The following is an 18,567-nucleotide window of genomic DNA, read 5'->3' on the forward strand; positions in this document are numbered from 1 at the left end:
CCCTAAAGGCGCATGAAATCAAAGCTTTGCCTTCTTTGCCACGTATTCGCCCGGCGCATCGGCAAGAATTTTCCAATCGTTATCACCGGGGAATCGCGCCTCAACCTGAGCACCGGACTTCTTTTTGAGCCATGCTTCCCAGCGTGGCCACCATGAGCCTTCGGTAAACTTCGCCCCCTTGAGCCAAGCCTCGTGGTCCAGCGACAGGTCGTCATTGGTATAATGGCCGTACTTGTTCTTGCTCGGCGGATTGACGATGCCCGCGATGTGCCCGGACTGGGTCATAATGAACGTCTTGCTCTTTGACCCCATCATTTGCACACCGCGATAACAATCCTTCCAAGGTGCGATGTGGTCGGTTTCGCAGGCGATGGCACATAAGGGAACATCGATATCACCCAATTCCAGATGGTGTCCCATCAGATCAAATCCGCCATCGGCAAGCTTGTTGCCCTGACAGAGGCCGCGCAAATACTGCATCGCCATCTTTGCTGGCAGGTTCGCGCCATCACCGTTCCAATAGAGCAGATCAAAAGCAGGGGGCGTTTCACCCATCATGTAACTTTTGACCGCCGGGCCATAGACCAGATCATTTGAGCGCAGAAAAGAAAACGTCCGCGCCATGATGATTGAGGGCAGTACACCCTTATCCACTGTTTCGGCCTCAATCCCGTCGATAAAATCATCCGTCAGAAACGGCTGAAATTCCCCCTGATCCGAGAAATCTGTGAGCGCAGTAAAGAATGTGGCGGATTTTATCGACGTGTCGCCGCGTTGTTTCAGCAGCGACAGGGTCAGCGACAGCGTGGTCCCGGCGATGCAATAGCCAATCGCGTTCACCTGTTTCTCACCGGTGATCGCCTTGACCTCGCGGATCGCGGCCAGATAGCCATCGTCGACATAATCCTCCATGCCGACATCGCGGTAGGTGGGATCAGGGTTCACCCAAGACACCATAAACAGCGTATAGCCTTGGTCCACGATCCATTTCACCAGGCTATTCTGCGCTTTGAGATCGAGAATGTAAAATTTGTTGATCCACGGCGGAAACACCACCAGCGGTGTCTTATAGACCTTTTCTGTGCTCGGCGTGTATTGGATCAGTTCGAACATTTTGTTGCGATACACGACCTTGCCCGGCGTCGTCGCAATGTTCCGGCCCAATTCAAACGCTGTTTCATCGGCAAGCTTGACCACCAATTCGCCGTTGTTTGCCTCAAGATCGCTGATCAAATTCTCCAGCCCTTTGATCAGGCTCTCTCCTTCCGTCTCGACAGCGCGTTCAAGCGCATCAGGGTTGGTTGCCAGAAAATTGGTGGGGCTCATCAGATCGATGATCTGTTGGCTGAAATATCCCAGCCGCTTTTTCTCGCGGGGGTCCATGTCGGTGACATTATCCACGGCGGTTTTCAGGGCCTCGGCATTGATCAGATATTGCTTTTTGACAAAGTTAAAATAGGGATGTGACTTCCAAAGCGGGTTGGAAAAGCGGCGGTCGTCGGTGCTTGTCGTGTCCTCAGGCGCGCTCAGATCGCCCTTCGACATCGCCTGCTGCGCTTCCATAAAGTGGGTGATTGTCTTGGTCCAATACCCCATCTGGTGCTCCATCAGCTTCGCAGGGTTCTGCATCGCCTCGGACAGATAGGACTGGGACGCTTTGGCAAACAGTTCTTGATTCGGCCCATCCAACGCCTGTTGGTGGGTCTGGCGATGCGACATGACCTGCGTCAACCGCTCGGTCAGCGCCTCCACTTTCTTGAGGTTTTCGGCCATTCGAGACAACGAAGCCTCAGGAGTTGCATCATGGTCTGTTGTTTTTGTTGTCATCTTAACTTTTAACTCCTATCTTCGCACCTGCAGCATAACGTCGCCCACCTTTGGGCAGGAGAAGCGACGAATTGCCCAAACGTGGGCCTATAACAAAGGAGACCCATTGTGCGCTATATGGCAACATACGACCTGATGGAAACCATACGGACGACCAATCAGTGGCTCGGCGCTTCTGCGCTTGCAATGGCATCCTACCCCGCTTTGTCAATGTTTCCAAACCCCGCTTTGGGCTGGATGGCGGCATGGGGCGAAGTCACCGAACGCACATTCGCCCGTATGGTCGTAAAACCAGACTGGAAGATCCCGCCCTTCGTCGGTGCCAATGGCCAGGATCGCCTTGTCAGCGTTGAAAAGGAGATCAGCCGCGATTTTGGTGATCTGATCCATTTCCGTGTCCAGGGCCGCACCATCAAGAAACGCAAAGTTCTGCTGGTGGCCCCAATGTCCGGTCACTATGCCACACTGCTCCGCTCCACTGTGATCAGCTTACTGCCCGATTGTGACGTCTATATTACCGATTGGCACAACGCGCGGGATATTCCGGTAAGTGCCGGCAAATTCGACGTTGAGGATTATACCCTCTACCTCGTTGACTTCATGCGCCACCTTGGCCCTGAGACCCATGTCATCGCGGTGTGCCAGCCCGCCCCGCTTACATTGGCCGCGACCGCCTATCTGGCCGAAGAAGATCCAGATGCACAGCCGCGGTCCCTGACGTTGATTGGTGGCCCGATTGACCCCGATGCCACCCCGACGGACGTCACCGACTTTGGCCGCCGCGTGACCATGGGCCAGCTCGAACAGTTCATGATCCAGCGTGTCGGCTTTAAATACCCCGGCGTGGGCCGCAAGGTGTACCCCGGTCTGTTACAATTGTCCTCGTTCATCTCAATGAACAAAGAGACCCACGAAAAGGCGTTTCAGGATCAGATCAACCGCGCCGCCCGTGGCGAAGCCCACGAAGACGACAAGCACAACAAATTCTATGACGAATATCTGGCGGTCATGGACATGCCTGCCGAGTTTTATCTGTCGACTGTCGAACGTATTTTCAAAGGGCGAGAGATTGCCAAGAACGAATTCACAGTCGCTGGCAAATTGGTCGATATTGGCAAGATCACCACCGTCGCGGTGAAAACCGTTGAAGGGACAAAGGATGATATTTCCGCGCCCGGCCAATGTATTGCGGCGCTGGATCTGTGCACGGGTTTGCCTGACAGTAAGAAGGCCAGCCATCTTGAAGAAGGCGCAGGCCATTATGGCATTTTCGCCGGCAAAAGCTGGCGCGAAAATATCCGCCCGCTCGTCCTTGATTTCATCGATGCCAATGATGTTCCCCAGAGCACCAAAGATAAGAAGCCTGCAAACAAGAATGCGGCGGCGTAATTATCGGTGGCTGCACCAAAAGACATCCAGTTCAGCTGCAAATGCGGCACATTGAAAGGCACCCTGCGCGGCGCGCATCCCCGCAGTGGTACCCATGCGGAATGCTTTTGTGCAGATTGCCGCGCCGCTGAAATCCATCTGGGTCAACCTGACCCCGCACCGAACCCTGTTGGCATCTTCCAGACAACACCCGACCGAATTCAGCTCGACGCAGGCCACGACAAACTGGCCGTCTTTTCATTCGGTGAAAAGAACCTGTTGCGCTGGTATGCGTCTTGCTGCGGTGCACCGCTTTTGAACACCATGCGCACCCCAAAATTCGCTTTTGTCGGAATACGCACGAACCGACTGGACGACACAGGCCCCCTTGGCCCCATTGTCGGACGTGGATTTATCCCGGTCAAAGGTGGCAAACCAAAGCACGAGGGGCTGTCTTATCTGATTTTGGGCATGGCAACGCGTGTGATAGGTTCACGGCTCTCAGGGCGTTGGAAACAAACACCGTTTTTCGATACGAATACCCTGACACCGGTCCGCGATATTCAAGTCCTGCCCAAAGACACCCGCGCGTCCCTGCTGCCAAAAGACAGCTAATAATCCGGTATCGAGGAGAGCTTAGCGCAGAACCAACGGCTGCTGCATCCATTTGCGCAGGGCGGCTGTTGTCTCTGCCGGTTGTTCCAGCGTCGGCAAATGACCTGAATTTTCAAGCACAACCAGTTCGGCAAACGGAATGAGTTCGGCCATGAATGTATGGCGTTTTACGGGGCATAGCGTGTCATGTTCCCCGCAGAGCACCAATGTCGGCACCTTGCATTTGCGCAACGTCGCCTGCTGATCCTTGCGCCGTTGCAGGGCACGCGACTGACGAATAAAAACCTCTGGTCCCAAGGTTTCGGCCATATCCATGACCAGGTCCAGAACCTCGCCCCGGTATGGACCCGGTGCCAGATAATTCGGCTTCATCTCGTCGCGCATCACCTCAAGCAACCGGCCCGAGCGGACTTTGACAATCTGCGGTTCACGGTTGGCCGCAATGACCGGTGTTTCGGCCAGCGGATTGGTATCCATCAACGCAATCCGGGTGATCCTGTCAGGTGCACGGCGCAGCAATTCCATCGCGACAATGCCGCCCATGCTCAACCCCGCCAAAGCAAAGCGTTTCGGCAACAGATCCAGCAGGCTTGAGGCAATCTCTTCGATCCGCTCGCCTTGGGTGATGGGGGCAACCATCACCGCCATTTCGGCAGAAAGTTCGGCAATTTGAGGCCCAAACAACCGCGCATCGCACATCATGCCGGGCAGCAGAACCAAAGCTTCAGACATACCGATTTACCTTGTTGATTCTAAAGGATTTCATGGGCTGTCCTAGCTGCATTACCCTGCCTCTATATCATGCCTCAGGCGGGCCGCAACATCGCCGGTGGCAAGTGGGGCGCAATCCCGCGAAATGGCGGAAAATCGGCATATCTCCGCGCCCGCTCTGCATCAGATTCGGCCGGGTTTTCCCCTCCCCGCAGCAACATGCCACGCGGCGCGATATAGCTTGATATTGTGCGCTGAGGGTGCGGCCGCCAGACCAGATTAAGCGCTGCAAGTTTTGGGAAAAACCACATCTCCGAATAAGGCAGATGATCATGCAGCCACCACGCCAAATCACGCCAATCGCGCCCCTGATCATATTGATCGGCAAACCACGGGATCACGATAGATGCGCCTGCAATGGCCGCATCGTCACTGCCCCGATCCCAGATGTGGCATTCAAGCGGATGGTCATTGCGCGCACAATTAAGTTTGTTTTCATTGCCATAGCGGTTCAATTCAGGTGATCGATATCCCGATCGCACCGCCACCCGACCAAAGGTTTCCTCAAGCGGGTCCAGCAGTGCCGTACAAAAGGCGCGCCCATTTTCGATGGCGAGGTCAGGGTTGGCCGGCACATTGGGTTGGCCGTGAAACCCCGAAATCTCCGAATACATAAAATCGCGCATGTAGAAATATTTCGATAACCGCACCCGGCCAAAGGTCTCAAGGCTCCACATGCTGGCCGGTTTGCGCATCAGCCGTATCCATTCCAGCGAAATGCGCCATCTGGACCAAGTGGTGAGAACGGATTGTAGGCCACCTCCCAAATATGCCCCTCAGGGTCCGAAAAATACCCGATATGACCGCCCCAGAAAACGTCAGAGGCCGCGCGCAGTATTTTACCACCCGCCGCTTCGGCCTTGGCAAGCAATGGTGCCACCTGATCCTTTTGGGCAACGTTATAGGCATAGGTTGCGGCCCCGTGGCCCAATGTTTCGACATTGACACCGATATCTTCGGCCAACTTCTCAAGCGGATAAAGCCCCAAGGTCTGTCCAATCAGATCATAGGCGATGACACCGTCCGGGCTGTCTGTTCGAACCCAGCCCAATGCATCGTAAAAACCGGCCAAGGCTGCCGCATCGCGGGCCCCCAATGTGATCAGTGAAATGCGTTGGTCCATGATCGCTGTCCTTTCCAATCAGTTATGGCACGCGAAAAAGAGGTAATCGTGCGGGCCAGTCATCCAGCGGCAACCGTCGGAGGCAGGCAAGGATTCGCGATCCATATGTCAAATTTACCAATTTAGTTTCATACTGTTGCGGTGATAACTTCATCTATCGCATGAACTATCAATTCAAGGCATGGCCCATCAGAAAACCGATGATCCGCGTCCTTGACCAGACGCAACTGCATGTCAGGTCCGGTCGCATGCTCCAACAGCCGCACCGCCGTTGCAACGCTAACCGCTGTGTCCGCTGTGCCCTGCAAGAACCGTACTGGAAAGGGCAAATCCAAAGGATCGCGCAGCACCAGTTGCTGCCGACCATCCTCGATCATGCGGCGGGTGATCACGTAAGGTTCCATGTAGTCAGAAGGCAACTCAACCTGCCCCACATCTTTCAACCTCTGCTTTTGGGCGTCTGAAAATGTCGCCCAATAGCCATCTTCGGTAAAATCCGGGGCCGCAGCGATGGTGACCAGCCCTGCGACGCGGTCAGGCTCGGCGCGCGCCAAAAGCAGGGCTTGCCAACCGCCCATGGACGAACCAACCGGCACGATCGGGCCATCTGTCAGGGCCGCAACAGCCTCGCGCGTGTCCTCGGCCCAATCGCCGATACATCCATCGGTGAAAGTGCCAGAGGATTCCCCATGTCCCGAATAATCAAATCGCAGAAACGCCCGGCCCCGCTGGCGTGCCCAGTCTTCCAGAAACACGGCCTTGGTACCCATCATGTCCGACTTAAGACCACCTAAGAACACAATCCAAGGGCCTTGACCGGGGGTGCGGTGAAAAGCCAGCCGTCTGCCGGTTGATGTTTCCAGAAATTCGGTATCGCTCATGCATGCCTCTCTTTGTCTGGCTCAGATCATGCGCGGGGTCCAGACCAAGGGCAACCGAATGATTTTTAGGTGACCATCTTGTCACGTGACTATTTAATCACATATAAGTGATTCTCATGGACAGTATCTTCAAAGCCCTTGCCGATCCGGCCCGCCGCACTTTGCTGGATGCCCTGCGTCAGCGTGACGGCCAAACCTTGCAAGAGCTGACGGAGTTGCTGGATATGACCCGTTTTGGCGTGATGAAGCACCTGGGCGTGCTTGAGGATGCAGAACTGGTGGTGACCAAGAAAGAAGGGCGTTTCAAATACCATTATCTGAACGCACTTCCCCTTCAGCAGACCATAGATCGCTGGATTGAGCCGATGCTCGCAAAACCAGCGGCCCGAGCGGTGTTGACCCTTAAAGCAACCCTCGAAAGGACCAATACTATGACCAAACCTGATTTCATGATGCAAACCTTTATCCGCTGCACTCAAGACGCGCTTTGGGATGCGCTGACCGATCCCGGCAGCATGGCCGCCTATCACTTTATGTGCGACCGTGTTGAAGGCGAAGCGCGTGAAGGGGGCGAACTGACCTGGCTTTTGCCCGATGGCAACAAGATGCTGTCGCAACGCCCCACCAAAGTGACCCCTAAAACCCGTATAGAGGCGACGTTTGAGCCGCATTTCTTTGGCCCTGACGCGCCGGGGTCAAAGATGGCGTTCATCATCGAACCGCAAGGCCCGTTCTGCAAGTTGACGATCGAACATTACGACATTCCAGCTGGTCAGGAAGGCGTTTCAGAGGGCTGGGCGCGGCTGGCCGCATCGCTCAAATCGTGGCTTGAAACCGGAACCGCGATGAAAGCCCCAATGTGATCTGCAGAAAGGAGGACGCAAATGACACAAGAACTGACAACCGAACTTGGCATTGTAACATGGCTTTGTGTATTGGCCGCATCGCTGTGGATACCGTATATCATCGGGGTCTCATCCGACCCGGCCAACCCCGATAATTTTGGCCGCCCCGGTGATTTGTCGCTGCTGCGCCCTTGGGTGCACCGTGCCCATCGCGCGCATCTGAACCTGCTCGAACAACTGCTGCCTTTTGCCGTTCTGGTGCTTTTGGTGGACCGGGTTGGCGGCTATTCCACGCTCACCTTCTGGACCGCGATTGTATTCTTTTGGCTGCGCGTCGTGCATGCGGTGGGCATGATCACCGGAATGGCAAGGATGCCGCTCAGGCCGATCCTCTTTACCGGCGGGTGGCTGTGTTGTTTGATCATGGCCTACGCCGTCTGGGCGGCATGACCAATGTGGCGCGGTGTTTTGTCGCCGCGCCGCGTCACCCCTTCTTTTCGACCTCGGGCAACCCATATCCAACCACCGCTGCCGCAACCGCCATGGCGGCAAACAGTATCAGTGTCGCCTGCGGCCCAATCAGCGCCGCACCACCACCCAGCACACCAGCGATCAACAAAAGCCCGCCGATCACCGTGTTGCTGACGGCGGCATAGGCTGCGCGCTGATCTGGCGGGGCCATATCCACCAGATAGGTCGAACGCCCCTGACGCACCCCATGATACGCAATCATCAACACAAACAAGACAGTCGGCATGGCCCATACCTCGCGCGCCAGCCCGATGGCCCAAAGCGCAACAGCCGTGATCATCGCAACCGCACCAACCACACCGGTCAGCATCAATACCCTGCGGCTTGAGCGATCAGACAGCCGACCCCAAACATACGAGCTGAGAAATGATGCAAGAGCCGAGGCGAGCACCAATGCGCCCAAGTGCGCCAGCCTGTCTTGACCCGCCTGCCCCGCCAGAACCACCAGATAGGGTGGCGCAAGCGCCGTTGAGACCAGCAATCCGCGCGTGATGATAAAACGCCAAAGCACCGGGTTCATGGCCAGCACCGAGAAATCTGTGGCTTTGGCGTCTTCTTTGCTGCTTGGTTCCTCTTCCAGGGTGGAAAACAGCAGGGCCGCCGCCCCCCACAAACACGCGGCCAACGCAATTGCGGCGACCACCGCGGCTCGGCTTTGGGCCAGGCCAGACAGCAAGAGAGCGGCAAAGATCAACACACCAACCGATGACACCGACCCTGCCAGCCCTGTGACTGCACCGCGCCGCGACTTGCCCACAGTTTTGCCCAGAATATCCTTGTAAGACACAGAACAAGCGGCCCGGCACAGTGCCAGGACGCCAAGGGCCAGACAAATCGCCAGACCCGCTGTGACCCCTTCGAGATTAAGGGCCACCCAGACGATTGCGCCTGCAGAAATACCTTGCCCGGCAGACCCCAGGACCCAGGCCCATTTGCGCCGCGTCATGGATTGCACGACTTTCGCCAGCAACATTTGTGGCAACAAGGCCCCCGCCTCGCGAATGGGCACCAAGGCGCCAGCATAAACCGCAGGTGCACCAAGTGACGTCAAAAGCCATGCCAGCACCAGCTTGGGGTCGATCAACCCATCGGCAATCTTTGTCATCGACAAAGACGCGATATGGCGCAATCCATTGCGACCTTCACTGGCTTGCAGTTTGTCTGATGATCCCTCGGACCCGGTGATCTTGGAAAAGACCTGCCTTACTGATGTGTCGGCCACTTACGCATCCCTTACCTGTTGCTCGGCTAAGTTAGGACGATCCTGTGACCTCGCAACACCCATCTGTCAGATGCTGGTCCTGCCGGATTGACAAGCACGCCCGCTGCGGCCAGTTAGATCACGCATAAACCCGCAACCGGGCGTCTCGTAGGCGCCAAACTGACGAGGAGCCCTTGAATGGCCCAGATTTCTCTCACCCTTCCCGATGGCAACGCCCGGTCTTATGAGGCCGGTATCACCGCTGGTGAGGTGGCCTCCGATATTTCAACATCGCTGGGCAAGAAGGCCATTTCGGCCACCGTAGATGGCGCACATTATGATCTTGCCTGGCCCATTGATCGGGATGCCTGCATCGCCATTCATACGATGGCGGATGAGGTTCAGGCAAACGAATTGGTGCGACACGATCTGGCGCATATCATGGCCCGCGCGGTGCAGGAAATCTGGCCCGACACCAAGGTGACAATTGGCCCGGTGATTAAGGACGGCTGGTATTACGACTTTGACCGGGCAGAGCCTTTTACCCCCGAGGACCTTGGGTCGATCGAGAAAAAGATGAAGGAAATCATCAACAAACGCGATGCCGTCCGCACCGAGGTCTGGGACCGCGCGCGCGCGATCAAGCATTACCAAGATAATGGTGAGCCTTACAAAGTCGAACTGATCGACGCGATCCCCGGCGATGAGCCGTTGCGCATGTATTGGCACGGCGACTGGCAGGATCTGTGCCGTGGTCCGCATTTGCAGCATACCGGTCAGGTGCCGGGTGACGCGTTCAAACTGATGTCCATCGCCGGTGCCTATTGGCGCGGCGACAGTGGCCGCGCGATGCTGCAGCGCATCTATGGCGTGGCCTTTACCGGCAAGGAAAAACTCAAGGCGCATCTGAACATGCTCGAAGAGGCCGCCAAACGCGACCACCGCAAACTGGGCCGCGAGATGAACCTTTTTCACATGCAGGAAGAAGCCCCCGGTCAGGTGTTCTGGCATCCAAATGGCTGGTCGATCTATACCACCTTGCAGGATTACATGCGTCGCAAACAACGCGATGCCGGCTATGTCGAGGTCAACACACCGCAAGTCGTGGACCGCAAATTGTGGGTCGCCTCCGGGCACTGGGACAAATACCAAGAGCATATGTTCATTGTCGAAGTCGACGAAGAACATGCCCGCGAAAAAGCAATCAACGCCCTGAAACCGATGAATTGCCCCTGCCATGTGCAGATCTTCAATCAGGGCCTCAAGTCCTATCGCGACCTGCCCTTGCGCATGGCCGAGTTTGGCTCGTGTAATCGGTATGAGCCGTCTGGTGCACTGCATGGGATCATGCGGGTGCGCGGGTTTACGCAAGACGATGGCCATATTTTCTGTCGCGAGGATCAGATCGAAGCCGAGTGCGCGGCGTTTATCGACTACCTTGCCAGTGTTTACAAAGACCTTGGTTTCGAAAGTTTCGAGATCATGTTTGCCACCCGGCCAGAAAAACGTGTTGGGTCTGAAGAAAGCTGGGATCATGTCGAGAACGCACTGGAAAGCGCGATCAAAGCCACCGGCCACCCCTATACCCTGGATGCAGGCGAAGGCGCGTTTTATGGTCCAAAGCTGGATTTCAAGCTCACCGACGCCATTGGCCGCGAGTGGCAATGCGGTACATTTCAGGTCGATCCCAACCTGCCCGAACGGTTAGGTGCACAATTTGTCGGCGAAGATGGGGCCAAGCACCGTCCCTATATGCTGCACCGGGCCTGCCTGGGGTCCTTCGAACGCTTCATCGGCATCCTGATCGAGAACTCTGCAGGCAAACTGCCCTTCTGGCTGGCCCCGCGTCAGGTCGTTGTGGCGTCGATCACCTCAGAAGCGGACGAGTATGTTCTCGAAGTGGTCGAAACCCTGAAAGCTGCAGGTGTGCGGGCCGAAGCCGACATGCGCAACGAAAAGATCAACTACAAGGTCCGCGAACATTCAGTCGGCAAAGTGCCGGTGATCCTGGCCGTGGGGGGCCGTGAGGTAGAGGAAAAAACCGTATCAGTCAGACGGTTGGGTGAAAAACAGACCTCAGTTCAGGCTCTGGCGGACGTTGCCGCCGCCCTGAAAGCAGAGGCAACGCCGCCTGATCTGCGCTGATCACGACTGTAACAATTCTCTTGAGGGGCGGCCAATGTGCCGCCCCTCATTTTGCGACTGTAACAATTCAGACGGGTTTTCGGCAGTCACATTGCAGATTTCGGCATTAAAACAGCCAAATCCTAACAGGATCGTGAAACACTGGCACGTGAATGGTGTTAAGATGCGTGCAATGTTTAATATGACGCATCACACTTGAAGCAAACCAAACAAAGGAAATGATCTATGTCTACGCCATTGAAAACATTCGCGATCGCCGGTGCAGTTGCTGCCGCTTTGACAGCGCACACAACAACAACCGCAGAAGCAGCGTCAAAAGAGAAGTGCTATGGCGTGTCACTTGCAGGTGCAAATGATTGTGCCGCAGGCCCTGGCACAACATGCGCAGGTACGTCTGTGACTGACTATCAGGGCAATGCCTGGACCCTCGTTGACGCAGGCACATGCGAAAGCATTGAATTGCCCCAGATGGCCGACGGCGAGGACCGCAAAGGCTCGCTCGAGCCACTGGACCGCGATCTGCCGGCTTAATCCTGCCAGAATGACAATAAATTGTCTCGGGCGGTATCTGTTGCCCGAGACCTCAGTTCGCTGCCCCTCAAAGACCGGAGGCTAAAAGATGCGCGACAGTCCTCCTCGCTTTGACGTTTTGCCAAATGCGCCCGGCGTTGGCTACAAACCCCAACACTTCAATGAACTGCTCGCTGATCCCGGCCCTGTCGAATGGATCGAAGTGCATGCGGAAAATTATATGGGCGACGGTGGCCGCCCCTTGGCCCAGCTGCGTGCATTGTCGGAACGTTTTGCGATTTCTGTCCATGGCGTTGGCCTGTCGATTGGTGGTGAAACACCTTTGGACCGTGATCATCTCGCCCGGCTCAAACATCTGTGTGACTGGTTGAACCCTGCCAGTTTTTCTGAACATCTGGCGTGGTCGACCCATGGGTCGGAGTTTCTGAACGACCTGCTTCCCCTGCCCTATACTCAAGCAACCCTTGACCGCGTGGCAGATCATATTGACGAGGTGCAACAGGTTGTCGGACGGCAAATGCTGCTCGAAAACCCTTCCAGCTATCTGGTTTTTGCTGAATCAAACTTGTCTGAAAGCGACTTTTTAGCGCAGGTTACCCAGCGAACAGGGTGCGGTCTCTTGCTGGATGTCAACAATGTGTTCATTTCCTCTACAAATCTCGGATTGAGCCCGCAAGACTATATCGATGCCTATCCAACCGACCAGGTGGGCGAGGTTCATGTTGGCGGTCACGACGCAGACCATGATGATGCGGGCGCGCCTTTGCTGATCGACAGCCACGGCAAACCGGTGGTCGAACCGGTCTGGTCCCTACTGGATTATGCGCTGACCCAGACCGGTCCAAAACCCGTTCTCGTGGAATGGGACAATGATGTTCCAGATTGGCCAACCCTGCGCGATGAAGCCAAACGCGCGGCCGTTGCATTGACCGCATGACAACCCAATCCGAATTCCGCGCGGCTCTCCTCGATGCCAGTTGCCCGGTGCCGGATGGCCTGCTGGACGGACATCACGCACCCGCGGGCCGACGCTATTCGGTCTATCGCAACAACGTGACAACCTCCCTGATTGAGGCGATGAAGACCGCATTCCCCTTGGTGCGCAAACTGATCGGCCCCCAGAATTTCGACAGCCTTGTCCCGATGTTCGTCCGCGCCCATCCGCCATCTTCCCCTTTGATGATGTTTTATGGTACCGAGTTTCCGGCCTTTATCTCCGACTTCGCCCCGCTGGCGCAGATTGGCTATCTCAGCGATGCCGCGCGTCTGGATTTGGCGATGCGCACCTCCTACCACGCCGCTGATGCCGATGCCTTTGACCCCAAGCGCCTGCAGAATCTGGACGAAGCCACGTTGCTGCAGGCCCGGTTTGTACTTGCCCCTGCAACGCAAATTCTTAAATCTGCTTGGCCGCTACATGACATTTGGCGGTACAATTTCGAAGCTAACGCCCCAAAACCAAAGGCAATTGCGCAGGATGTCATAATCACCCGCGTTGACTTTGACCCCACACCACATGCGCTGCCAAAAGGTGCTGGACTATGGTTAGAGCATTTGGGCGCAGGCCAAACTCTGGCCGCCGCTCTTGAGGCCACTTTGGCTGCAACCCCCGAATTTGATTTCGCTGCCAGCCTGGCCCTTGCCTTGGGCACGCAGGCTTTTACGGATATGACTTTGAAGGAAACAACATGACTGCATTGCTATCGATCTACAACAACCTGACAAATCGCCTGACCGCAGCAGATTGGATGGTCCCCACACTCGCGCGGTTTGTCTTTGCCGCTGTCCTGCTGGTCTATTTCCTGAATTCCGGTATGACAAAATTGGGCGATGGCATATCCGGTCTCTGGACCCCGTCTACCGGTGCCTATGCACAGATCTTTCCCCGCGCGTTTGAAGCCGTCGGATACGACAGCGATGCACTGTCGTTCTTTCATCAGTTGGTGGTTGTGGCAGGGACATGGGCAGAATTCATCTTGCCAACCCTCATCGTTCTGGGGCTTCTGACCCGTCTCGCCGCCTTGGGAATGATCGGTTTCACCATCGTACAATCATTGACCGATGTGTATGGCCACGGTCAGGAAAGCGCGCTGGGGGCTTGGTTTGATCGCTTCTCAGACGCAGCCATTCTGGATCAACGCGCGCTCTGGATATTCTTGCTGTTTGTGTTGGTGGTCAAAGGGGCCGGCCCGATTTCCTTTGACAGGGCGCTGCAGCCGCGCGCGTCTTGATGTGGAACCAAAATATTAAAGCAAAGCTTTAATATCATCCCGTACTTCATTGTTCCAAGACAGAAAAAGAGATTTATCCACAGCAATCAGAGGGCGCTTCATCAGTGCAGGATGGGCGCGGATCAGTGCGCGTGGCTCGCGTTGCCGTTCGGCCTCATCCAGTCCCCGCCAAGTGGTTGACCGTGTGTTCAAAAGTGCCGGCCCAAACTGCGCCAATGCACGATCCAATACATCTTCGGGCAGGCTGTTTTCGCGGACATCCACCAGTTGCGCGTCTGGAAACTCTTTGAGGGCCTTCCGGCAGGTGTCGCAGTTCTTCAATCCATATATCTGCACGGTATTTGCCTCATTTTTCAGCGTCCCCTGATATTACTGGAAAGACTTTCACAGTTTTCCTTGATTTTTCAACCGACCAAACAATCTTTTCTTGCAAGGGGCGTTAACCTGGTTTTTTGACCTGCGCTCCTGCCCGCGTGACGTGGGGACGTGAAAGACAAAGGAGGCGACTAGACTATGCCAACTGGTACTGTGAAGTGGTTCAACACAACAAAGGGATACGGGTTTATTGCCCCTGAAGGGGGCGGGAAAGACGTGTTTGTCCATATCTCAGCAATCGAAAGGTCCGGACTGACGGGTTTGGCGGACAATCAAAAGGTCAGTTACGAAATGATCGAGGGCCGGGATGGTCGAGAGATGGCGGCTGATATCACGTTGATCTAATTGAACTTTCCGGACCTCAACCGCCATCTGTAGGGTCTGGAATACACCACTGAATCTGACGCGTTTCGGACCTATGTCAAACGCGCGGGCAGTTGCGCATATCCATGAAACCGGATGCGCCCGCCGCCTTTGCGACCGGGCTGGATTTGATAGTCGGGGAAACGGCGCAGGAAATGCTGCAACGCGATGCGCCCTTCCATGCGGGCCAGTGTCAGACCCACGCAAACATGCGGACCACCGGCAAAGGCGAGGTGGCGGTTCGGATGACGGGTGATGTCAAATTTCGCTGGATTATCAAACACATCCGGGTCCCGATTGGCAGCACCAATGCAAATATGCAAATTGGTGCCTGCGGGTATTTCAACGCCATCAATCACCACTTCGGCTGTCGTTTCGCGGTTGCCGAACTGGTTGGGGGAACGAAAGCGCAAAACCTCTTCTACGGCTTTGTCGATCAGCGTCGGGTCAGCGTTAAGGCGTTCTTTTTGTTCGGGAAAGTCATGCAACAGCGCAAGGCCGGAGCCAATGAGGTTGGTGGTCGTCTCGTGCCCTGCGTTCAGGATGAATATGCAGTTGTGGATCAGTTCGCTTTCCGACAATTGGCCTGTGTCATCGCCATGGATCAGCCGGGTCAGCACGTCGGTTTCGGGGTCGCCGGGATGGGCTTTACGCCGGGCGATGAGGTCTTGCAGGTAGATCGTGAATTCGCGCACCGCCGCATGACCGCGGGCAAGCTGTTCGGCGCTCAGGGTCGGCTCCAACGCGCCAAGAATGGCGAGGCTCCAATCGCGCAGGGGGCCGCGTTCATCCAGCGGCACATCAAGCAGATTGCCGATGATCTGAATTGGGATGACGCTGGCGAAATCTTCGATTAGGTCTGCGTTTTCAGGGAGTTGATCGAGCAGGTGATCAACCACGTCGATCAATCCCGGCTCCATCCGGGCCAAAGCCTTGGGGGTCAGGGCGGCGGTCATGATGCGCCGGACACGGGTGTGCAGGGGCGGATCGTTGAAGACGAGAGAGGTGGTGTGATGCTCGAACAGCGGGGTGCCTTTCCCGAATTTCGGGGCAAAAGCGGCGTGTTTGTCCGAGATATAGAGAGTGGTGTCGCGGTAGATCGCGTTGAGATCAGCGTGCTTGCAGATCAGCACAGAGCCATCGGGTTGCGGCAGGACGGGCGTGTCGCGCAGCAGGCGGTCGTAGTGCGGGAACGGGTCGTCGGTGAAGCCGTCGGGGGGATTTGCGAGGGTGAACATTTGGCGAGTTTGGGCGGATTTTCCGCCAAGTCAATCGCCGCCCTCGCGACTCAGAGGTTAAGCCATAAAAACAAGGGGTTTTGGGAGGCTGTATTTGGGCGGCATCACGTCGGTATTGCGTCGGTGCGTGTGTCGGTTTGGGGGCGGGTTAATGGTACGCGCGTTGGGTTGGTAGGGTGGGTGCAACCCACGGGTGCGCGCGCGTGGGTTGCACCCACCCTACTGTTCAAAGGTCCGAACGCGGATTTCGCGAGAAATTCGCCGGGGATGCAAAGTGTGCCATCACATTAGAGCCCCGCGCCCGAACCGAGGGGTGGAAGCGAAGCGCCCGCCCCGTGGGGGCGGTTCGGGCGCTGCCCAACGGAGTTGGGCATTGTTCAACTACTATTTCTCAGAAAGGTATTTCATCATCGAGTTTTCTTGAGCTTTCTCTCTTGTTAAACGAGAGCCGCAATGACCTTGCACCAGAATTAATCCGCATCCGCCGAGCCAACTTCCTAGCCTTTTCAGTGAATGGGCTTTCAGTACCATTGTCATCAGCCATTAACCCAGATTCAATGAAATAGTCGTGTAGGATTTGGAAGGAAGTTTCATTCAAGTGAAAGCCCCCTCCAACGGTTTCACTCGCCATTTGTGAAAATAGATCGCCCAACTGTGAGCAGCTGTCAGATTTGTCTATGTGCCAATACTCAGTGCCTGTCGCCGGGTCATCTGAACGCGACCAGATCAATCCCTGTTGAAACACTGGAAAGGCATCACTCCAAGCCAATTTTGCATCGTAGTAATCTGCTGAGTAGCCTGCGGTTTGTATGGTAACTTCGACCAATTCTTCTGCTGTTGGCAATTCTGGCAAAGGCAAAACGATCTCTTCCTCACCAATTTTCTTTCTGAGAACCTCATTTTCTGAGCGAACCTTGTTGAGATCCCTCAGTGTCTCAATATCAGCTGCCAAATTTCCGCGCACCCAGCCAACACGAGGTTTGGTTGCAATTGCATTATCCAAAGCTTCGCGAACAACTGCACGCAGCCCGTCGACTGATTTCCAAGGCTTAACTAGTCGTCCAGTACGAACCTTAGATATGAAATTCTCCAATTTCCTTCGCCCGCTATCTTTTTTTTCCGATTTCCCTAATGAGATTGCAGCGGCATCTGAAACGATAAACCCTAGGATCGGAATTTCGTTCGCTAGAGCAAAATCAAATTCCTTTTCAGTGTAGCTAAGACCGTCTGCGGCAATGGAGCCATACCTTCCAGCGATTATCACAACGTAGTAGTCACATTCTCGGATTATGGCTTTAATAAACTCAAACTGGTCGTCATCAGCCGCAGGAAACGCTTCCATACCAACGGGAAAATGTCCCGCTCGAATTATTGTCTCCTCAACAGCACGCCTCTCACTTATTAGGTCCTCATATGTGGAACTAATAAAGACCTGATATTTTTTGTCCAACACTATGCCCCTACTTTCAAAACCCCCTGAAACTCCCGCCACTCCCCTTTACTCATCCCCGAATTCTCCTGCGTCACCTCTTCCCCCTTCAACATCCGCCGCACGCACTCCAGCGCCCGCCCAGACATCGTCGCACCCCCCAACCGGTAATCCTCAAACGCGCCGTAGGCCGCAGGCACCCAATCGGCGACGACCGAACAGATCGCGTCGGCGTAGACGCGGATTTCGTATTGGGCGTGGGCGTCGGCGCGCAGGCGCAGGAAGTGGAAGAGGTTGTGCAGATCGACCTTCCAGTACCACTGCGTATAGATGTTGGAGGGCAGGTTCATGCGGGCCAGTTCGCGGGCGAGACCGTCCTGCGCCTCTCCATCCGGACCCGTTTCGCCGATCATCGCCTCGTAATTGTCATAGCAGCGGTTCGAATCCGCCTTTAATATTTCCAGCACCCGCGCGGCCTCGGCCCCTTCCAGCACGCCGCCCCTGCCCTGATTGTTGACCACGGATTGCGCATTCACATGTTCGGGCGCGGGGATGTAGAACTCCCGGTCCAGAATCGAATAGCGGGCGGAGTATTCGTTGACGTTGGCGGTGCGGTGGCGGATCCACTGGCGCGCGACGAAAACGGGAAGTTTGACGTGCAGCTTGATCTCGCACATCTCGAACGGGGTCGAATGCCAATGGCGCATCAGATAGCGGATCAGCCCTTCGTCGTTTTGCACCGATTTGGTGCCTTTACCGTAGGACACGCGCGCCGCCTGACAGATCGCGGCATCGTCGCCCATATAGTCGATGACGCGGACAAAGCCGTGGTCGAGCACAGGCAGCGCTTTGTAAAGGTGCTGTTCCATGCCTTCGCTGACCGCGCGCAGAGTGGGCTGTGGCGTGGCGCGCTGTGCGTCGATTTCGGCTTGCTGGTCTGGGGAAAGGGGCATGGCGGGCGTCCTTGAAAGGTGGTTTTGGGGTCCGGGATTCGGCTTGCACTATATCTGCGCAAAATCCCCTGCGGAACCGCCATATGCGGTATTGCGCCTCTGATCGGATTTTTAGAGATATTTACCCGATTAGGCGTGGG

General features: G+C 55.7%; 20 protein-coding genes. 10 read left to right on the top strand and 10 right to left on the bottom strand.

Annotation, left to right across the window (positions count from 1 at the left end; all coding sequences use genetic code 11):
- Window positions 1-18 precede the first annotated feature (18 nt).
- Complete coding sequence (gene phaC / locus C1J02_RS14560; protein WP_114879222.1) at window positions 19-1,827, bottom strand: class I poly(R)-hydroxyalkanoic acid synthase; 1,809 nt, start codon at window positions 1,825-1,827, stop codon at window positions 19-21.
- A 108-nt stretch (window positions 1,828-1,935) separates the two neighbouring features.
- Between phaC and phaZ the strand changes: the two genes are divergently transcribed.
- Together phaZ and C1J02_RS14570 are read left to right on the top strand one after the other, a co-directional pair.
- The gene (gene phaZ / locus C1J02_RS14565; RefSeq protein WP_114879223.1) at window positions 1,936-3,216 is read left to right on the top strand and encodes a polyhydroxyalkanoate depolymerase; all 1,281 of its coding nucleotides are present in this window, start codon (window positions 1,936-1,938) and stop codon (window positions 3,214-3,216) included.
- Window positions 3,217-3,222: 6 nt separating this feature from the next.
- Window positions 3,223-3,810: a DUF6151 family protein gene (locus C1J02_RS14570; protein WP_114879224.1), complete on the top strand. Its 588-nt coding sequence runs from the start codon at window positions 3,223-3,225 to the stop codon at window positions 3,808-3,810.
- Between the two features lie 21 nt (window positions 3,811-3,831).
- On the opposite strand, the gene C1J02_RS14575 is transcribed toward C1J02_RS14570, so the two are convergent.
- The 4 genes from C1J02_RS14575 to C1J02_RS14590 all read right to left on the bottom strand — a co-directional run bounded on the left by C1J02_RS14575 (window position 3,832) and on the right by C1J02_RS14590 (window position 6,585).
- On the bottom strand, window positions 3,832-4,542 hold the full coding sequence (locus C1J02_RS14575; RefSeq protein WP_114879225.1) for an alpha/beta fold hydrolase: 711 nt from the start codon (window positions 4,540-4,542) through the stop codon (window positions 3,832-3,834).
- Between the two features lie 74 nt (window positions 4,543-4,616).
- Window positions 4,617-5,258, bottom strand: coding sequence for a hypothetical protein (locus C1J02_RS14580; protein WP_114880620.1), 642 nt, complete (start codon window positions 5,256-5,258; stop codon window positions 4,617-4,619).
- Window positions 5,259-5,275: 17 nt separating this feature from the next.
- On the bottom strand, window positions 5,276-5,704 hold the full coding sequence (locus C1J02_RS14585) for a VOC family protein (protein ID WP_114879226.1): 429 nt from the start codon (window positions 5,702-5,704) through the stop codon (window positions 5,276-5,278).
- A 128-nt stretch (window positions 5,705-5,832) separates the two neighbouring features.
- Window positions 5,833-6,585 (bottom strand): alpha/beta fold hydrolase, encoded by a 753-nt coding sequence (locus C1J02_RS14590; protein WP_114879227.1) that lies wholly within the window; start codon window positions 6,583-6,585, stop codon window positions 5,833-5,835.
- Window positions 6,586-6,701: 116 nt separating this feature from the next.
- On the opposite strand from C1J02_RS14590, the gene C1J02_RS14595 reads away from it, so the two are divergent.
- Window positions 6,702-7,448, top strand: coding sequence for a metalloregulator ArsR/SmtB family transcription factor (locus C1J02_RS14595; RefSeq protein WP_114879228.1), 747 nt, complete (start codon window positions 6,702-6,704; stop codon window positions 7,446-7,448).
- Between the two features lie 21 nt (window positions 7,449-7,469).
- Window positions 7,470-7,880, top strand: coding sequence for an MAPEG family protein (locus tag C1J02_RS14600; protein ID WP_114879229.1), 411 nt, complete (start codon window positions 7,470-7,472; stop codon window positions 7,878-7,880).
- A 34-nt stretch (window positions 7,881-7,914) separates the two neighbouring features.
- On the opposite strand, the gene C1J02_RS14605 is transcribed toward C1J02_RS14600, so the two are convergent.
- A complete protein-coding gene (locus C1J02_RS14605) occupies window positions 7,915-9,183 on the bottom strand; it encodes an MFS transporter (protein WP_114879230.1) in 1,269 nt (422 codons plus the stop codon).
- A gap of 177 nt (window positions 9,184-9,360) precedes the next feature.
- On the opposite strand from C1J02_RS14605, the gene thrS reads away from it, so the two are divergent.
- The 5 genes from thrS to C1J02_RS14630 all read left to right on the top strand — a co-directional run bounded on the left by thrS (window position 9,361) and on the right by C1J02_RS14630 (window position 14,069).
- Complete coding sequence (gene thrS / locus C1J02_RS14610) at window positions 9,361-11,307, top strand: threonine--tRNA ligase (protein WP_114879231.1); 1,947 nt, start codon at window positions 9,361-9,363, stop codon at window positions 11,305-11,307.
- Window positions 11,308-11,532: 225 nt separating this feature from the next.
- Window positions 11,533-11,838: a DUF2282 domain-containing protein gene (locus C1J02_RS14615; RefSeq protein WP_114879232.1), complete on the top strand. Its 306-nt coding sequence runs from the start codon at window positions 11,533-11,535 to the stop codon at window positions 11,836-11,838.
- Between the two features lie 88 nt (window positions 11,839-11,926).
- Window positions 11,927-12,775 carry a DUF692 family multinuclear iron-containing protein gene (locus tag C1J02_RS14620; protein ID WP_114879233.1) on the top strand — a complete coding sequence of 283 codons (849 nt, stop codon included), beginning with the start codon at window positions 11,927-11,929 and terminating at the stop codon, window positions 12,773-12,775.
- Window positions 12,772-13,530, top strand: a complete 759-nt coding sequence (locus tag C1J02_RS14625) for a DNA-binding domain-containing protein (protein ID WP_114879234.1) — start codon at window positions 12,772-12,774, stop codon at window positions 13,528-13,530. The genes C1J02_RS14620 and C1J02_RS14625 overlap by 4 nt, the downstream gene beginning before the upstream one ends.
- Window positions 13,527-14,069, top strand: coding sequence for a DoxX family protein (locus tag C1J02_RS14630; protein ID WP_114879235.1), 543 nt, complete (start codon window positions 13,527-13,529; stop codon window positions 14,067-14,069). Before C1J02_RS14625 ends, C1J02_RS14630 begins: the two co-directional genes overlap by 4 nt.
- A gap of 15 nt (window positions 14,070-14,084) precedes the next feature.
- On the opposite strand, the gene C1J02_RS14635 is transcribed toward C1J02_RS14630, so the two are convergent.
- Window positions 14,085-14,405 carry an arsenate reductase family protein gene (locus C1J02_RS14635; protein ID WP_114879236.1) on the bottom strand — a complete coding sequence of 107 codons (321 nt, stop codon included), beginning with the start codon at window positions 14,403-14,405 and terminating at the stop codon, window positions 14,085-14,087.
- Window positions 14,406-14,582: 177 nt separating this feature from the next.
- Between C1J02_RS14635 and C1J02_RS14640 the strand changes: the two genes are divergently transcribed.
- Window positions 14,583-14,789, top strand: a complete 207-nt coding sequence (locus C1J02_RS14640) for a cold-shock protein (protein WP_114879237.1) — start codon at window positions 14,583-14,585, stop codon at window positions 14,787-14,789.
- Between the two features lie 71 nt (window positions 14,790-14,860).
- On the opposite strand, the gene C1J02_RS14645 is transcribed toward C1J02_RS14640, so the two are convergent.
- From C1J02_RS14645 to thyX, 3 genes are all read right to left on the bottom strand, one after another.
- On the bottom strand, window positions 14,861-16,045 hold the full coding sequence (locus C1J02_RS14645; protein WP_114879238.1) for a cytochrome P450: 1,185 nt from the start codon (window positions 16,043-16,045) through the stop codon (window positions 14,861-14,863).
- Window positions 16,046-16,436: 391 nt separating this feature from the next.
- A complete protein-coding gene (locus C1J02_RS14650; protein ID WP_162798328.1) occupies window positions 16,437-17,495 on the bottom strand; it encodes a DUF4062 domain-containing protein in 1,059 nt (352 codons plus the stop codon).
- A gap of 2 nt (window positions 17,496-17,497) precedes the next feature.
- Window positions 17,498-18,427, bottom strand: coding sequence for an FAD-dependent thymidylate synthase (thyX, locus tag C1J02_RS14655; RefSeq protein ID WP_114879240.1), 930 nt, complete (start codon window positions 18,425-18,427; stop codon window positions 17,498-17,500).
- Between the last annotated feature and the right edge of the window lie 140 nt (window positions 18,428-18,567).

It is taken from the genome of Sulfitobacter sp. SK011, assembly GCF_003352065.1.
Taxonomy (GTDB): Bacteria; Pseudomonadota; Alphaproteobacteria; order Rhodobacterales; family Rhodobacteraceae; genus Sulfitobacter.

What these genes read in the sequence shown, in the direction of transcription:
- phaC (WP_114879222.1), bottom strand. Translation starts at nt 1,827, where the DNA reads ATGACAACAAAAACAACAGACCATGATGCAACTCCTGAGGCTTCGTTG.
- C1J02_RS14575 (WP_114879225.1), bottom strand. Translation starts at nt 4,542, where the DNA reads ATGTCTGAAGCTTTGGTTCTGCTGCCCGGCATGATGTGCGATGCGCGG.
- C1J02_RS14580 (WP_114880620.1), bottom strand. Translation starts at nt 5,258, where the DNA reads ATGTGGAGCCTTGAGACCTTTGGCCGGGTGCGGTTATCGAAATATTTC.
- C1J02_RS14585 (WP_114879226.1), bottom strand. Translation starts at nt 5,704, where the DNA reads ATGGACCAACGCATTTCACTGATCACATTGGGGGCCCGCGATGCGGCA.
- C1J02_RS14590 (WP_114879227.1), bottom strand. Translation starts at nt 6,585, where the DNA reads ATGAGCGATACCGAATTTCTGGAAACATCAACCGGCAGACGGCTGGCT.
- C1J02_RS14595 (WP_114879228.1), top strand. Translation starts at nt 6,702, where the DNA reads ATGGACAGTATCTTCAAAGCCCTTGCCGATCCGGCCCGCCGCACTTTG.
- C1J02_RS14600 (WP_114879229.1), top strand. Translation starts at nt 7,470, where the DNA reads ATGACACAAGAACTGACAACCGAACTTGGCATTGTAACATGGCTTTGT.
- thrS (WP_114879231.1), top strand. Translation starts at nt 9,361, where the DNA reads ATGGCCCAGATTTCTCTCACCCTTCCCGATGGCAACGCCCGGTCTTAT.
- C1J02_RS14615 (WP_114879232.1), top strand. Translation starts at nt 11,533, where the DNA reads ATGTCTACGCCATTGAAAACATTCGCGATCGCCGGTGCAGTTGCTGCC.
- C1J02_RS14620 (WP_114879233.1), top strand. Translation starts at nt 11,927, where the DNA reads ATGCGCGACAGTCCTCCTCGCTTTGACGTTTTGCCAAATGCGCCCGGC.
- C1J02_RS14625 (WP_114879234.1), top strand. Translation starts at nt 12,772, where the DNA reads ATGACAACCCAATCCGAATTCCGCGCGGCTCTCCTCGATGCCAGTTGC.
- C1J02_RS14630 (WP_114879235.1), top strand. Translation starts at nt 13,527, where the DNA reads ATGACTGCATTGCTATCGATCTACAACAACCTGACAAATCGCCTGACC.
- C1J02_RS14640 (WP_114879237.1), top strand. Translation starts at nt 14,583, where the DNA reads ATGCCAACTGGTACTGTGAAGTGGTTCAACACAACAAAGGGATACGGG.
- C1J02_RS14645 (WP_114879238.1), bottom strand. Translation starts at nt 16,045, where the DNA reads ATGTTCACCCTCGCAAATCCCCCCGACGGCTTCACCGACGACCCGTTC.
- thyX (WP_114879240.1), bottom strand. Translation starts at nt 18,427, where the DNA reads ATGCCCCTTTCCCCAGACCAGCAAGCCGAAATCGACGCACAGCGCGCC.